The 16,609-nt window shown below is 40.6% G+C and carries 13 protein-coding genes; 11 read left to right on the forward strand and 2 right to left on the reverse strand.

Annotated elements, in window-relative coordinates; translation table 11 throughout:
* Positions 1-240: 240 nt before the first annotated feature.
* From AA650_RS14545 to AA650_RS14570, 6 genes are all read left to right on the forward strand, one after another.
* Entirely contained in the window at positions 241-549 is a 309-nt protein-coding gene (locus tag AA650_RS14545; protein WP_027401081.1) for a carbon dioxide-concentrating mechanism protein CcmK, read from the forward strand.
* 93 nt (positions 550-642) lie between these two features.
* Positions 643-987, forward strand: a complete 345-nt coding sequence (locus tag AA650_RS14550; protein WP_015080435.1) for a carbon dioxide-concentrating mechanism protein CcmK — start codon at positions 643-645, stop codon at positions 985-987.
* 6 nt (positions 988-993) lie between these two features.
* Entirely contained in the window at positions 994-1,299 is a 306-nt protein-coding gene (locus AA650_RS14555) for a EutN/CcmL family microcompartment protein (protein WP_015080436.1), read from the forward strand.
* 230 nt (positions 1,300-1,529) lie between these two features.
* Entirely contained in the window at positions 1,530-3,185 is a 1,656-nt protein-coding gene (locus tag AA650_RS14560) for a ribulose bisphosphate carboxylase small subunit (RefSeq protein WP_053539559.1), read from the forward strand.
* 163 nt (positions 3,186-3,348) lie between these two features.
* Positions 3,349-4,158: a transferase gene (locus AA650_RS14565; RefSeq protein ID WP_053539560.1), complete on the forward strand. Its 810-nt coding sequence runs from the start codon at positions 3,349-3,351 to the stop codon at positions 4,156-4,158.
* A gap of 100 nt (positions 4,159-4,258) precedes the next feature.
* Positions 4,259-5,047: a BMC domain-containing protein gene (locus AA650_RS14570; RefSeq protein ID WP_053539561.1), complete on the forward strand. Its 789-nt coding sequence runs from the start codon at positions 4,259-4,261 to the stop codon at positions 5,045-5,047.
* Between the two features lie 86 nt (positions 5,048-5,133).
* Here AA650_RS14570 and AA650_RS14575 read toward each other — a convergent pair whose 3' ends face one another.
* Complete coding sequence (locus tag AA650_RS14575) at positions 5,134-9,345, reverse strand: DEAD/DEAH box helicase (protein ID WP_053539562.1); 4,212 nt, start codon at positions 9,343-9,345, stop codon at positions 5,134-5,136.
* Between the two features lie 806 nt (positions 9,346-10,151).
* Between AA650_RS14575 and AA650_RS14585 the strand changes: the two genes are divergently transcribed.
* The 5 genes from AA650_RS14585 to AA650_RS14605 all read left to right on the forward strand — a co-directional run bounded on the left by AA650_RS14585 (position 10,152) and on the right by AA650_RS14605 (position 14,827).
* Positions 10,152-11,093 carry a LysR family transcriptional regulator gene (locus AA650_RS14585; RefSeq protein ID WP_053539564.1) on the forward strand — a complete coding sequence of 314 codons (942 nt, stop codon included), beginning with the start codon at positions 10,152-10,154 and terminating at the stop codon, positions 11,091-11,093.
* 91 nt (positions 11,094-11,184) lie between these two features.
* Complete coding sequence (locus tag AA650_RS14590; RefSeq protein ID WP_168636772.1) at positions 11,185-11,616, forward strand: hypothetical protein; 432 nt, start codon at positions 11,185-11,187, stop codon at positions 11,614-11,616.
* A 220-nt stretch (positions 11,617-11,836) separates the two neighbouring features.
* A complete protein-coding gene (locus AA650_RS14595; protein WP_053539566.1) occupies positions 11,837-12,679 on the forward strand; it encodes a YaaW family protein in 843 nt (280 codons plus the stop codon).
* Positions 12,661-13,956 carry an O-antigen ligase family protein gene (locus AA650_RS14600; protein WP_053541295.1) on the forward strand — a complete coding sequence of 432 codons (1,296 nt, stop codon included), beginning with the start codon at positions 12,661-12,663 and terminating at the stop codon, positions 13,954-13,956. Before AA650_RS14595 ends, AA650_RS14600 begins: the two co-directional genes overlap by 19 nt.
* A 175-nt stretch (positions 13,957-14,131) precedes the next feature.
* Entirely contained in the window at positions 14,132-14,827 is a 696-nt protein-coding gene (locus AA650_RS14605; RefSeq protein ID WP_027401071.1) for a hypothetical protein, read from the forward strand.
* Between the two features lie 3 nt (positions 14,828-14,830).
* Here AA650_RS14605 and AA650_RS14610 read toward each other — a convergent pair whose 3' ends face one another.
* A complete protein-coding gene (locus AA650_RS14610) occupies positions 14,831-16,174 on the reverse strand; it encodes a protein kinase domain-containing protein (RefSeq protein WP_053539567.1) in 1,344 nt (447 codons plus the stop codon).
* Between the last annotated feature and the right edge of the window lie 435 nt (positions 16,175-16,609).

Below are 16,609 nucleotides of genomic sequence, written 5' to 3' on the forward strand. Positions count from 1 at the left end.
TTATAAAGCATAAGTTGTCACTCTAGGGATCAGTGAATTTTAATCTCATAAAAGACCGTATGAACTTTTGTTAACTTTTTTTAATATATTTTATTACAAACTATTATAGTAATTTATGTTGCCAGGGATGCCAAGGTTTCCTATGCTTAAATGTGGCAGTATTTTCGGATCAGGATGAGCATCCCCGTCCAAAATTTCCACCCATAGTTCTAATTCGATTAAATTTTGAGGAGTTCTGCGATGCCAATTGCAGTTGGAATGATTGAAACTAAAGGCTTTCCCGCAGTAGTAGAAGCTGCTGACGCAATGGTGAAGGCTGCCCGTGTGACTTTAGTAGGATATGAAAAAATTGGTAGCGCTCGCGTTACAGTTATTGTGAGAGGAGATGTTTCTGAAGTTCAAGCTTCAGTAGCAGCCGGCATTGAAGCAGCTAAAAGAGTCAACGGTGGTGAAGTGGTATCTACCCATATCATTGCTCGTCCTCATGAAAACCTAGAATATGTCTTGCCAATTCGTTATACAGAAGCTGTAGAACAGTTCCGGGCTTAGTCTAATTACTGTTTAAACGAAAAACATTAACAGGACTGCTTGCTTGAGTTTAAATCTGGTACAAGTAAAAATTTAATTTAAGGACAAAAACAAATGTCAATTGCAGTAGGAATGGTAGAGACTCTAGGCTTTCCAGCCGTAGTAGAAGCTGCTGATGCGATGGTAAAAGCTGCTCGTGTTACCTTGGTTGGTTATGAAAAAATCGGTAGTGGTCGGGTGACAGTTATCGTCCGTGGTGATGTTTCCGAAGTTCAAGCTTCCGTAGGTGCTGGAGTAGAATCAGTTAAGCGCGTCAACGGTGGACAAGTGCTGTCTACCCACATTATTGCTCGTCCCCACGAAAACTTGGAATATGTCCTCCCCATTCGTTATACCGAAGATGTAGAACAATTCCGGGAAGGTGTTAACACAATCCGCCCTTTCGGTAGAAGACCATAATTAATAATGCAAATTGCCAGAGTTCGTGGCACAGTAACCAGCACCCAAAAAGATCCCAGTCTGCGGGGTGTGAAGCTACTAATGTTGCAATTAATAGATGAAAATGGCAATCTCCTGCCAGTATACGAGGTAGCCGCCGATAACAGTGTAGGGGCAGGAGTAGATGAGTGGGTACTTGTCAGTCGTGGCAGTGCTGCTCGTCAATTATCAGGTAATGAACAACGACCGTTAGACGCAGCAGTAGTGGCAATTATAGACACCATTTACGTTGAAGATCGTGTAATTTACAGCAAGAAAGACCAGTATAGATAGTCAGAACAGAGGCAAGAGGCAAGAGGCAAGAGGCAAGAGGTAAGAGGTAAGAGGTAAGAGGTAAGAGGTAAGAGGTAAGAGGTAAGAGTTGATGAAAATAGGCAACTGACCAATGACCAATGACCAATGACCAATGACCAATGACCAATGACCAATGACCAATGACCAATGACCACTGACCAATGACCAATGACCACTGACAAAAAGCTTATTTCAGGAGGAATCTCGCAATGGTAGTCCGCAGCACGGCGGCACCCCCAACCCCATGGTCAAGGAGTTTAGCAGAACCAAAAATCAATGAAACTGCATTTGTCCACTCTTCTTGTAACCTCATTGGTGATGTCAATATAGGTGCAAATGTAATTGTTGCTCCGGGGACTTCGATTAGAGCCGATGAAGGGACACCTTTTTGTGTTAGTGAAAATACCAATATTCAAGATGGTGTGGTCATTCATGGGTTGGAGCAAGGCCGAGTCGTTGGTGATGATGGCAAGAAATACTCAGTATGGGTTGGGAAAAGTGCCTCCATTACCCACATGGCACTGATTCATGGACCTGCTTACGTTGGCGATAGTTGTTTTATTGGCTTTCGTTCTACGGTATTTAATGCCAGGGTGGGTGCAGGCTGCATTGTGATGATGCACGCCCTAATTCAAGATGTGGAAATTCCACCGGGTAAATACGTAGCTTCTGGATCAATAATTACGACCCAGCAGCAAGCGGATAGATTGCCAGATGTCCAAGCACAGGATCAAGAATTTGCTCACCATGTAGTAGGGATTAATCAGGCTTTACGGGCTGGTTATCACTGTGCTGCGGATAGCAAGTGTATTGCGCCGATTCGGGATGAACTCAATCTTTCCGGTGCTAAATCTTATACAAGTATTGAAGTTGAAGAGTTAGAAAGGAGTAGTGACGTGGTTAGCTATAGCTTGGGTGCAGAAACAGTAGATCAATTACGTTATCTACTAGAACAAGGATTTAAAATTGGGACAGAACACGTAGACCAAAGACGTTTCCGTACAGGTTCTTGGCAAAGTTGTCAAGCAATTGAAACTCGGTCTTTAGGTGAAGCTGTTGCGGCTGTAGAGTCTTGCTTGAGAGACCACAGCGGTGAATATGTGCGTCTATTTGGTATTGACAGCAACAGAAGACGGGTATTAGAAACAATCGTTCAACGTCCTGAAGGTGTTGTTGCTGGTACATCTAGCTTTAAAGCCCCTGCCGCTGCATCTGCTGGTAGTTACAATGGTAATGGTAACGGCAATGGTGTTGGTAGTGCCAAATTGAGTGCAGAAACTGTAGATCAAATTCGTCAACTTTTGGCTGGTGGTTTCAAAATTGGGACAGAACACGTAGACGAGCGTCGCTTCCGTACAGGTTCTTGGAACAGTTGTGAACCAATTCAATCTAATTCGGCTCAAGCAGTTGTAGCTGCCTTGGAAGAGTGTATAGAAACTCATCAAGGTGAGTATGTACGTTTGATTGGGATTGACACTAAAGCCAAACGTCGCGTATTAGAAGCAATTATCCAAAGACCGAATGGACAAGTAGCATCTTCTGGTAGCGCAAAATCATTTACCAGTACAAGTTCTGCCACTGCAACGGCGACAGCTACTAGCACCCGGTTAACTGCGGAAATAGTAGGTCAATTGCGCCAACTATTGTCCAGTGGGGCAAAAATTGCGGTGGAACACGTAGATCAACGCCGTTTCCGCACAGGAACTTGGACAGTTGCGGGTCAAATTCAGGCTACATCTGAAAGAGAAGCGATCGCTGCTCTAGAAGGATACGTCTCTGAATACCCAGGCGAATATGTACGCTTAGTTGGGACTGACCCTAAAGCGAAACGCCGCGTATTAGAAGCAATTATCCAACGTCCGTAGAGGCAGGCGCAGGGGAGCAGGGGAAGTAGGGGAAGCAGAGGAAGTAGGGGAGAAATTTTCTTCCTTCTGACAACTGACAACCGACAACTGACAACCGACAACTGACAACTGACAACTGACAACTGACAACTGACCATTTCCGGCTTCCGAGGTAATAAATTCCATGTCTGTATCGCTGCTACGCCTGGGCGATAGATTTGATGCTCATATTCATGGCGACGTAATTATTCATCCCAGTGCAGTAATAGCTCCTGGGGTAATTCTGCAAGCAGCTACTAACAGTACAATTGTGATTGGGGCTGGAGTATGTCTGGGTATGGGATCAATTCTCCAAGTAAGTGAGGGTATTCTAGAAATAGAAGCAGGAGCAAACTTGGGAGCCGGTTTTTTGATGGTTGGTGAAGGCAAAATTGGGGCTAATGCTTGTATTGGTGCAGCCACAACGGTTTTTAACTGTTCCGTAGCGCCAGGACAAGTTATTCCCTCTGGTTCAATTTTGGGAGATACTAGTCGGCAGATTGTTGAACCGTCAGCGGTACAACCAGAATCTACTAATTCTCAACCAGAGAAACCAGAGGAATTAGCCGAACAACTTGAATCTCCTCATTCTCAACCAGAGAAACCAGAGGAACAGGAAAAAGTATTTTCCTCAACTCAACTCTCGGTTGCGGCTTTTCTGGAGTTTAAACACCAATCTACACCTGTATCTCCACCTTCACCTACACCGAAAAGCCAGTCTCCACCAGAGTCGGAAACGGCTGTGGCTAGTGATTCCACCCCCGTTGAAACTCCGCTTCCAGAGTCTACAGAAACTACTTCTGAAAACTTAGAACCTAGCGAGTCTGATCTAGAAGCTCACAACATTTTTGGTACGCAAATCTATGGACAAGGTAGCATAAATAGGCTGCTGAGTACATTATTTCCCCATAGACAATCCTTGGGTAACGAAAACTCTCACAATTCTTCAGGTTAAGTGTTAAGTATGAAGTATGAACGTAAGTCCATATTAAAATGCTAGTTTTCATTCTTTTGTGATTGAAGACGCTATACGAACCTTATCCTGGAAAATTTAGATGGAAACATATAATCAAAGTGCTTTGAGTAATATTCATGCACCACGTCGCCGTGATAGCCTCAAAGACACTGCTTTAGGTTTAGTCTCGACTCTCAGTTTTCCCGCTATAGTTGGCACGGCTGACATGATGTTAAAGTCGGCTGGAGTCCACTTAGTTGGTTATGAAAAAATTGGTAGTGGTCATTGTACAGCAATTGTCCGAGGTGGCATTGCTGATGTCCGTTTGGCTGTGGAAGCTGGTGTGCAAACGGCTGAACAGTTTGGACAGTTGGTTTCTAGTTTGGTGATTGCGCGTCCTTATCCTAATTTAGATATAATTCTACCTATTAACCGTCTGACTCGATTTATGGGAGATGGTGGTGGATACAGCCGTTTGAGTAATCAAGCGATTGGGTTGGTGGAAACTCGCGGGTTTCCTGCTATGGTGGGTGCTTGTGATGCTATGCTTAAAGCTGCTGATGTGCAATTAGCATCTTATGAGAAAATTGGCGCTGGTTTGTGTACGGCAATTATTCGCGGTTCAGTGGCTAATGTTGCCGTAGCAGTAGAAGCGGGAATGTTTGAAGCGGAACGCATTGGTGAGTTAAATGCAGTTATGGTGATTCCTCGTCCTTTGGATGAGTTGGAAGAAACTTTACCTGTGGCTAGTTGCTGGATGGAAGAACGTCAACCAGTTAATATACCTATTAATATTAAAGATAAAATAACAGATGTGGAAGCTGTGGAGTTGCCTGATTTGGCGAAACTGCCTGTGAGAGTTAAGGAAGAGATTTGGAATGATGAATAAGTAGGGCTTGCTGATAGCGTAGCGTTAGCCATACTTCTAGCCCTCACAGACAACTTTTCCAGCAAAGCCTACTTGTATAAAACTCATCAACCTTCATGAATTAATTGCAGTAAAGCCTCAGTTGATATCTTACCACTCATGTCAGTACCTTCCAAGAGACTATCCGCCAAATCTCGCTTGTGATGATGCAACTCCACAATCTTATCTTCAATAGTATCCTTAGCCACCAGACGATAAATTGTTACCGGGCGTTGTTGTCCAATCCGGTGGGCGCGGTCAGAAGCTTGATCTTCCACAGCCGGATTCCACCAAGGGTCTGTATGGATCACGTAATCAGCAGCGGTGAGATTCAGTCCTGTACCCCCGGCTTTGAGACTAATGAGAAAAACATCCCCATCCCCAGATTGAAAGGCATCCACGCTTCTTTTCCGTTCTGCCATTGGGGTACTACCATCTAAATATTGATATTTAATCCCTTCTTTAACCAGATAATTGCGGATGATATGTAAATGGTCAACGAACTGACTAAACACCAACGCCTTATGGCGATTTTCCAGCAGTTCACCCAGCACCTCACCAAAAAGCTGCAACTTAGAACTGGATAATTCAGTGTCAGGCATTACCAAACTAGGATTACAGCAAGCGCGACGCAGTTTCATAATTTCTGCTAAAACTTGTAAATGTTTCTGTCCTGCATCTGCATTACTTTCAGTTAGTTTAGATATAGCTTGACGACGCAACGCTTCATAAAATGCTTTTTCCTCTTTACTTAACTCCACATGAAGCAGAATTTCCGTGCGAGAAGGCAATTCTTCTAACACCTGATTTTTTGTCCGTCGTAATAGGAATGGTTGAATTAGTTTTTTCAGTTTATTACGTGCTTGTTTATCTTGATATCTCTCAATGGGATTTGCAAAGCGTTGATTAAAGCTTTCAAAAGAACCCAATAAACCAGGATTAATAAAGCGGAACAAATTCCACAACTCACCCAGATGATTTTCAATGGGAGTTCCAGTTGTCAGCAGTTTAAAATTAGCTTTCAGGTTCATGGCTGCTTGGGAACGTTTAGTAGCCATATTTTTAATTGATTGGGCTTCATCCAATACAATCGTTTGCCACTGCACTTGAGCAAGCATTTGAGATACTTCTTCCTGCTGCAATAATCCATAACTACATACCAACATATCCAATGGTTGTAAACCATCCAATAATTTTTGGCGGTTAGCACCAGAAAATTGCATAATATTCAGAGTTGGGGCGAATTTCTGCGCTTCACTCACCCAATTCATACAGACGGAAGTGGGGGCAATAATTAAAGTTGGACCTGCATGGGCATTTCTAAGAATGACTGCTAATGCTTGCACGGTTTTACCCAGTCCCATTTGGTCGGCTAAACAAGCACCTACACCCCAATGTGCCAAACGCGCCAACCAACAGAAACCATCCATTTGATAGTCCCGTAATTCGGCTTGAAAGGTAGACGGGAGTTCTGGTTGCAGGTCTTTCACCTCCTTGAGTTTCTGGATATGTTCCTTCCAGTGTTTATCTGCTTTTAGCTTACCTACCTCATCCACAAAATCCTCTAATCCTAATGTGGCTAAGGGGTGGAAACGCATACCTTTACCATGTTTTTCCGAAAACATCCGCAATTCGTCAAGACGTTTGCGAAAAGCTTGGGTTAAAGCTAGAAATTGACCATCACCCAGGGGAATAAATCGGCTGGGGGTTTTCTCTAAGAGTGCTAGGAGTTGCTGCATATCTAGCACCAGGTCGTCATTTAATTTTAATTCACCGGTGGCTGCAAACCAGTCTTGTTGACGTTGAATTGATAAATTAAAGTCTTTCAAGTCTGCATTGTGACTAACCCGCAGTTTTTCCCCTTCTGGCCAAGCCATAACAACGCTGTTTCCCAGTGTTTGCAATTCTAGCAGCAGTTCTAAACAGTCCTCTGCTTCTTCTATTGTCCATTCACCATCTTGTTCTTCAATGCGCGTTAAGGTGGGACAGGCTGCTATAACAGCTTTAGCAAGTTGTTTTTCTTCTGATAGATTGCGTTTAGTTTGCAGACGTTTACCTTCAATTTCGGCAATGACTGTTTCACCACCTGCACCGGGACGAAAATAAGGGCCACCTTGGGTAAAGGGACGGGATAACAGGGTGATTTTCAAGCCCGAATTGGCAGGTAAGAGGTGAATATGGGGTAGGGTTTGGGCGGGGACTTCTTCGGCATTTTCTAGTCCCCCACCAATGTCAGAATGGACGGTAACAATACCAGAGACGGCATTAATGGCTGCTAAAACTTGCTTTTCGGCGATCGCAGGAACATTTAATTTGTTATCTTTACCAATAATCTCGGCAATACGTCTGTGTTCAGCTTTAATTTCAATAACTTTGATGCGGGTTGGGGTTTCTTTAATATGCAGAATATTCTGTGATTCTGGTAATTTGGGCGAAAATTCCAAGGTGAGACGACCTTGTTTTTCTTTTTTCACCAGTAGTTCTGGTTCTCCTTTAACTATTTCTACCCGGATATTAGGCGTATCTTCCCAAAAAACTGTGGGGTGGCCAATTAAAGCTAAGATGGCTTTTTCGTTAAACATATAGTCAACTTTGCCATAATAGCCCTCACTATATGCCTCAATACAACCACAGACCCGCATATCTTGGGGTGTGACGTAATCAAACTCAGCTAATCCACTGCTAAGACGTTTAAGGGCTATGGGACGACCTTTACTCCATTCTCCTTTGGCATTAACTTTTTGTTCTTTGGGCTGTAAACTACATTGAACGAAATGGAAGGTGATGAACCATGCTAACCGCAGTTCTGACTCTGGTTTGCCAGGTTTTTGTGGTTGTTTCTGGAGATTTGCGAGGGCATTGAGGCACATTTCCCAATCTGCTTGGGGTTGGATTACATCTACTATGGTTTGGATGCCGCTATCTTCTCGTAGTGCCGCTGCTTGTTGTTTATAGTTGCTGCTGGGTTTGAGTCGGGATAGAAGTTCTGCGGTTTCCATTGTCAGCCAGTGATGACCGGATGCGAGCGATCGCCGATATAATGGTTCTAATAAATCAGGTAGGCGTTTTTTTGCACTCTCAGCATCCATCCAGTAAAGGCACAGAGAACAAAATAATGTATTTAAGCTATTTTTTTCTTCTACAGAAGCAATATAGGCACTTACTACAAGTTCTTTTTGGGTAATATCACCTCGCTGAACTTGCAGTACCATTTTCAATCTGACATAAACAAATGTGAGCCAATGATCTGATTCACGAGACATTAATGTGGCATACTCTTCTGCTTCTTTGAGGCGTTCTGCTGAACCATCTTTTAACAATGCTAAGATAAAAAATAAGCCGCCCATTGTATTAAAATATATTGAGCGTTTGCCTGTGGCTTTTTTTATAGCTTTGAGGGCATCTGTATAATATTTAATGGCTTGTTCATTTTCACCTCGAAGAAAATTCAACCAACCCCAATAAGTAGCTGTGTTATGTTGATATTTCTCTGATATCCGTTCTAAACTATCCTGTGCTTCTTCGGTATCACCCCGTAATAAGAATTGTTCTGTCAAAACCAGATTTAGATAATCTGAAGCATATTTTTCAGATTCACAACATTCTTCGTCTAGCATCATAAACGCATCTTCGCAGTCAGCCAATTTTAATGCCGAATTGAAGAGGATGCTAGATATACCACGTTCATATAATTCTTGTGGTAAGGTCTTAAACCAATTTTCGTCAAATGGGTTATTGCATATCTGCTCAAAAATATTTTTTATGACTATTTTTTCTGTATGATTACTGTAATTTTGGTAATCTTCAATTTGCTTATTAATAAAATTAAGGTCTTGGCGGTAAAGACCAATGCGGATTTCTCTGATACACTGGCGGAGACTGCGGAACATCCGCGAATTCTTGTTCCAGTGATTACTTACAGGTAGTTTTTCCTCTACGGCTTTAACTAATATATCGAACTTTCCGGTTTCTACCGCATGACGAGTAGCAATTTCTGTGAGTAACGGATGGCATTCAGGACCTGATTTGTTTTCCTTAACTAGCAAAAGTGCTATTACCAATTTTTCAATTTGGTAATTGAGGGTTGTAGCAGTCCAAGGTCTATTCTTTTCGTCTAAGGCAGCAGTTTGCGAAAGACAACTGAGGAATGAACTTTTGTCTATCGGTGCATAAATTATCGAAAACAATTGGATAATCTTTTGGATAGCAGGGGATAAATCGAAGTATTTTTTAGCGAGTTGTGTTCGTAATTGGGTGGAATTAGCGTTAAAATCAGACATGGTACTAATAATTGACACCGTTGTTAGGTATCTGGTGTAGATGTGCAAAAGCAGTTGAGCTTTTAACTGGAATATTACCTTTTAGATTATCAGATGAATTGCTACATTTTCTCAAAGTTTGAACCATTAACCCCGTTCTGTCACTCTCGGAACACAATAATCGAATCCATCTTTTGTATACTGCAAACGGTTCATAGTTTAACCAAATATGAAACCCCCCTCCAAACCTCTCCCCGCAACGGGGAGAGGCTTTGAACCTTGTTCTTTGTATAATAAAAGAGTCCAGCTTCTAGCCGTTTTGAGTATAATTACAGGATTATTTCGTTTGTATAGCCGCGTTCGCATAGCGTGGCGTAGCTATATTATGTTTACCATATCTAGTAGTTCGTCAAAGTTATTTTGACGGATAATGATCGGAAAAAACTTCTGTTCTTCCCTCCCCTACCCCCCCAACCTCCCCTACCCCGCCAACCTCCCCTACCCCCCCAACCTCCCCTACCCCCCCAACCTCCCCTACCCCCCCAACCTCCCCTACCCCCCCAACCTCCCCTACCCCCCCAACCTCCCCTACCCCCCAACCTCCCCAACCCCCCCAACCCCCCCCTACCCCTGCTTCCCTCCACCCGTCATTTTCGGGTTGACTACTAGGTGCTACCCTAGCTAGTCTCAGGACAAATATAATGACAAAGAATATACATTTATATATATACTAAACTTGAGGACTTTGTATAAATAACACTGAAAAGATCCCTAGTGTTACGCGATACCAAGCTATATCTACAAATTGTTATCAGAGGAGAATCAGCTTGAATCAAGCGACGTTGCACCAGTTGAAGGTGTTCGAGGCTGCTGCCCGACATGGTAGTTTTACACGCGCTGCGGAAGAGTTGTTTTTGACTCAACCTACCATTTCCATGCAAATCAAACAGTTGACAAAATCAGTAGGTTTACCATTGTTTGAACAGGTAGGAAAGCGTTTATATTTGACGGAAGCGGGACGGGAATTATTTGCTACTTGTCGGCAAATTTTTGAGACTATGGACAAGTTTCAAATGACTATTGCAAATTTAAAAGGATTGAAGCAAGGACAATTAAGACTGGCTGTAATTACTACTGCTAAGTATATTATTCCCAGATTGTTAGGTCCTTTTTGTCAGCTTTACCCTGGGATTGATATTTCTCTCCAAGTTACAAATCATGAACTGATTTTAGATCGGATGATGGGTAATTTGGATGACTTGTATATTATGAGTCAAATTCCTGATCATTTCGATGTCAATTTTCAGCCATTTCTAGAAAACCCTTTAGTAGTTTTTGCACCGGCAAATCATCCCTTAGCGAAGGAAAAAAATATTCCGATTGAACGTTTGGGAGAAGAACCGTTTATTATGCGTGAACCGGGTTCGGGAACTCGCAGTGCTGTCCAAGGTCTGTTTGAAGAACATGGGGTAAAGGTGAAGGTGAAATTGGAGTTGGGGAGTAATGAAGCGATTAAGCAAGCGATCGCTGGTGGGTTAGGTATTTCTGTATTATCCCGTCATACTTTACTCACAGACGTTGCGGAATTCAGTATTTTGGATGTCCAACACTTTCCGATTAAACGCACCTGGTATATGGTTTACCCTGCTGGTAAGCAGTTATCTATTATTGCTCATACTTATTACCAGTATCTTTTAGATGCAGCGAAAAAAATTACTGAGCAAGGTGGTTTAATATTAGATCATAATGCGGTGGCAACCCATCTTTAGATCAAGCTACTACAGATACATAATCACTTGGCTATGTATCTAAAAATTACCAGTAGCTTGACTATAAACTTGTTTTAAAAAGGGAGAATTAATGATGCAAGTTCAAGGAATAGCTATCTCTTTAGTTTTGGGTCTTTCTTTACCCATAGTTGCAGATGTTTCCGTTCAGAGTCAGGCTGTAGCTAACCTGGCTTTTCCAGAGGGGGAATTTTTTGATGTGCAAGGACAACCACGAAATTGGCATTTAACTCTTTGGCAAGCTAAAGGTCAATATTATTATAAAAACTTAAACCTCAAAACAGGTAAAAAACTTTGTTTAATTGGTGCTAAAGCATCTGGTACTCAAGCCCGTCCTGTCTTCACTTGGACTAATGCTAAATATAAATACCGAGTTTCTTGGCAAATTGTTCAACCTGAATTAGTAAGATTAGAGGTAATAGATCCTTCAGGTAAGGCGATTTTAAATCAATTTCTAGTCCGTGAACCTGGGGAATTTGAAGATCCTAACGCCAGGAAATGTTAGAATCAACCTTCCGCAGATATTAAAGCGAATTTAATAATTAGGTGTTGCTGAACTGAAGTATGAAATTGAAAAATCAATGATTTTAAACTCTTACTCTCTGCGACTGGAGCGCCTCTGCGTGAGGTAAAATCATATTCTGAATCAGTAACGCCAATAATTTTGATTAACAAGATAGTAGAATAAGGTACAGACTACGTGGTACAGAAGAGAGGAAGGGAAATTGGAAGAACTCAGGGCGGTATTGGAATTAGCCACCGAAGAGGAACTACAGGACTTGACAGCTATTCTGTTTAGTCGCAAGTTTAACCCCTTAGATTATGTTCATACACCCGAACCTATTGCAGTGCAAAGCCAAGATCACCAAGCTTGGTTAGATACAATAGAAGACCGCTTTCGGTTTTTAGCGGCTGATGGTATAACAGTATTACGAGGACGCACTGATCAAGTAACTTACCGACAAGCCCTAATTCAAGTATGCAAATATTTGAAAATTCACTATTATCAAGATCTAACAACAATTGATTTAGAAGCAGAAATTTTTTTGCATCTACTGGGAAAGGTTTGGAAAAAGCTACCAAAACAAGAAAAGCAACAATTAACTATTAATGTGCAACGTCAGTTAGTAGAATCAAAACTTAAACAACCATTACCATTGTCATTGCAACGTGATCCTTTAGGATTAATATTTAAAGGTGGTAGTGCTTTGGCTGTAACTTCTGTCATCCAACCTTTTGTTCTTCAACAAATCGCCCGTCAATTTGCTATTCATTTTGCTACCTATCAAGTAGCTAAAGAAGCAGCAATTACAGGTACAGGATTAGCTACCAAACAGTTTCAAAACTATGTGGCTTTGCAAATGTCCCGTCGAGGTATGACCATGAGTGCAGCCCGTTATGGTGCGGTTCGTGGTGCGTTTGCTTTGGTAGGTCCTGTGATGTGGGCTTGGTTTTTTGCTGATTTGGGTTGGAGAGCGATCGCCACAAACTATGGCAGAATTATTCCTACAGTCTTCACCCTCGCGCAAATTCGTCTTACCCGTACAGAATGTTGGGAAATAGCTTAAATAAAAGTTTTTATCATCCAAACCCCCGCCTACAAACCCCTTGGCATTGGCTACAATTTGGACTAATATCTTTTCCTCTGAGTCCATTTTTGGGCGGTATCTCTATTGTTGTGGCATCATTGCTAACCTGGCGTAAACAATACCATATCATTAGCGATCGCCCAATTCACAAGGGATTTGCTATTTTGAGTATCTTACTCCTGATTACCACCGGATTCGCCTCTGGCAAACTCGATGCTGTTTTGGGTTTATTCAACTTCATCCCCTTCTTCTTCTTTTTTACCGGACTCACTCCTCTCATCCAAACACCCGCCCAATTACGACAAATTGCTTGGATCATGGTATTTGGATCTATACCTGTTTTAATCATCGGTTTTGGGCAATTATTTCTCGGTTGGAATTTCCAATTTCAGTTTTTATGGATTGTTTTTGATTGGATAGTTGCACCAGAAAAATCATTATCAGGACGCATGACTGCTAATTTCATGCACCCTAATACTTTAGCTGCTTATTTAGTAACTATTTTTATTTTGGGTTTAGGTTTATGGCTAGAAAACTACCACAAACTCAAACAAAACAATCCCCTAATTATCTTCTTGACAATTACTGTATGTACTAACTTTATCGCCTTAATTCTCACCAATTCTCGTAATGGTTGGGGAATCACTATTTTTGCTTGTTTAGCTTATGCTTTATATAAAGGTTGGCGATTAATTGTTGCGGCTGTTTTCACCATTACCAGTCTTTGTTTCTTCGCAGCTTTTGCACCTGCACCTATTGCCCAATTTTTCCGACTTTTTGTTCCCTACGGTATTTGGGCGCGATTAAATGATGATATGTTTCCTAATAGACCAGTAGGATTAATGCGGAAAACTCAATGGGATTTTGCCTGGAATCTCACTCAACAACATCCTTTAACTGGTTCAGGTTTACGCAGTTTCGGAAGACTTTATAAAACCCAAATGCAAATTGATGTTAACCATCCTCATAATTTATTTTTAATGCTGTCTGCCGAAACTGGGTTAATTACTACTTTGCTATTTTGTGGTTTACTAATTTGGATCTTAATTACAGCCAGTCAAACTCTCTGGAAATCTAAATCTATAGCACCAGAAAACAGATTAATCTTCTTTAGTTATCTTCTCACCTTTAGCGGCTGGATACTATTTAATACTGTTGATGTCACCACTTTTGATATTCGGTTAAATACTCTCTCTTGGGTTTTCCTAGCTGCATTATCTGGCGTTATGTATCAATATCAATCACGTCATAAGTAGGTTAGCATTGAAAATAGTCGTTATGGCAAGGCAAGAGGCAAGAGTGAAGAGGGTTTGGGCGATTTTACGTTTCTTTACACAGATTGGTTTTATTGTGTTCACCTACTTATATCTATTTCACTATAAACAGCTAAAGTAGAACCAGGAGAATTATTCAACTGTTAATTGACATCTCATGAACTTAATTACCAGGATATTTTTGCAAATGTACCGTAATCGCTGTTTTCCCCAAGTCTTTGTCTTTATTTTCATGATTACTAGCTTGTTTGCTTGTAGTGTAACTGAAAATAGTACATCTGCAAATGCTAAAAATCCCCAACGGTCACAGTTAAGCCAAAATAGCTTACCTCAATCTATTTCTCAAGCAGTTCTCAGAGATGCTTCTAGAGTTTCTGGGTTAAAAATTTCTGATTTGAAAATTACTCAAGTTACATCTACTATTTTTAGTAATCCCTGTATTTTCCAATTTGGAGAAGTTTGTACAAAGGAATATAATCCTATTCCAGGCTGGACTATAATTGTACAAGTGAAAGAACAATCTTGGATTTATCATGTCAATAAATCAGGTTCACAAATTCTTTTAGACCCGAAAATTAGCAATAATCAATTACCAAAAAAAATTACTAATGGGGTTTTGAGTGATGCTTCTAAACGTTCTGGTTTAGCAATAAGTTCTCTGAAAGTTACCCAGTCAACCCAGAAAACTTTTAGCAATTCCTGTGTGTTTAATTTTGGTGAAGTCTGCGCTCAAATATTTGATCCCATTAAAGGTTGGGAAGTAATTGTTAAGGTCAAAAATCAATTCTGGACTTATCATGTAGATATAACTGGTACACGCATTGTTTTAGATCCTCAAATTACTAAAATTTAATAATCAAACACATTCTAACAAAGCTACTTTAAACTCAGCCGCAGTTTGAAAATGAATTTTTGGCTTTTCTATTAAAGCCAAATCTATCACTTCTGCTAATTTTTCGGGAATACTACTATCACGTTGACGAATGAGGACAGCATCATTTCTTAGCACACAATTCCAGGAATCACCAACAAAATCACGGGGGAAATATCCCGTTAACATATTATATAAACAAGCAGCACTTGCCCACACATCAACCTCTGGTAAGGAATTTTTTAAATCTAGCAATTGTTGACGGCACATAAACGCAGGAGTACCCATTTTCGCACCTGTGAAAGTGTGTCCACTCAATCCAGCTAAATCAAAAGCTTTGGATAATCCATAATCTCCAATTTTAGCCACCATTTTACCGTTGACCTTGGTAATAAAAATATTATTCGGTTTTAAATCTCGATGTACTAAACCTTTTCCTTTTCCTAGTCTTCCGTCTGCTAATTTCACACAAGGAACTTCAACATTATGGGTATATATTAACCCGTCTAGAACTTGCAGAGTAATATCAACAGCTATGCTAACAGGTAACTGTCCTCCTGATTTCTCCATCAAATTCCAAACATCCCCACCTGCACAATATTCCATTGTAAAGAAAAAGGTATTTTCGACATAGCCATAATCTAACATCTGCACCACATGAGGATGTTGTAAATATTTGGTGTTTTCTGTTTCTCGCAAAAACATTTTTACACCCAGTTCTTTAGCAGCAACTTTAGGTAACATTAACTTTAGTGCTACCCGTTTTTTAGTGGGGATATGTTCAGCTAGAAATACTTCTCCAAATCCACCTTCACCTAAAGATTTTATAATCTGATAATTAGAAATTTTCTGGAGATTTTGATTACCTTGATTTGCTAAATTTAGCAGGTTTTTAATAATTTCAAAAAAGTTCGGTCTATTATTTTCTTCTGCAACTGGAATATAAGGAGTTTTCTGTTTTTCCAGTTCTGTTTCTACACCAATATCAAAAATAATATCTCCTACCGCTACCTGGTCATTATTGACTAAATCATATTCAGTAAAAACTATCTTTTTTGCTTCCTCTGGAGATTCTCCCGCTTTCCTTTGTCCGATTTTTTTACCATTAACAATCGTACCGTTTAAACTCCCTAAATCACGGATTCTCATTTCTGGAGGATTGATATCTAATAAGCAATGATAGCGGGAAACTGTCATATCAATATTATCGGCAATTTGCAAATTGCAATCTTCACCTCTGCCGATAATACAAGTGCTGCGACTATCAAATATATATTGTTTTCCTGAAAGTTTTCCTGTGGTAATGGTGAGGGTGACGGTAGATGGCATTTTCCTAATAATTAATTATTTAAGGTTGTGGTAAATATTATACTCTGTAGGTTGGGCTAAGTGATAAGGCAACCCAACAAATCCAGCCAATTAAATTTTCATCATGTTGGGTTTCCTTACGTCAGGATATAAGTTATTTAAGTTATTTGTATGGGATTTTGGCAAAAAAGCACTTTCTCAATTATTGGGGGTTTATTCTCATTATTATTGAGAATTTTATCAATAATGTAACGAGTTTTGGTAATTTCAGCTTGGGGGGTTGACAGTGTTCTGAGTTTTGGGTATCCTTATGTTAGAGGTGGGAAAGTGTGCGCCCATATATATAGAGTTTTTATTTATCAAGATAATTATTTCCCAAATAAATCGCAGAAGCAGAGAAATAAGAAAATAAAATTTGTTCTCATAACCAAAATACCAAAACGTTATCTTGTATCT

Origin of the sequence: Anabaena sp. WA102, assembly GCF_001277295.1 — a bacterium.
Taxonomy (GTDB): Bacteria; Cyanobacteriota; Cyanobacteriia; order Cyanobacteriales; family Nostocaceae; genus Dolichospermum; species Dolichospermum heterosporum.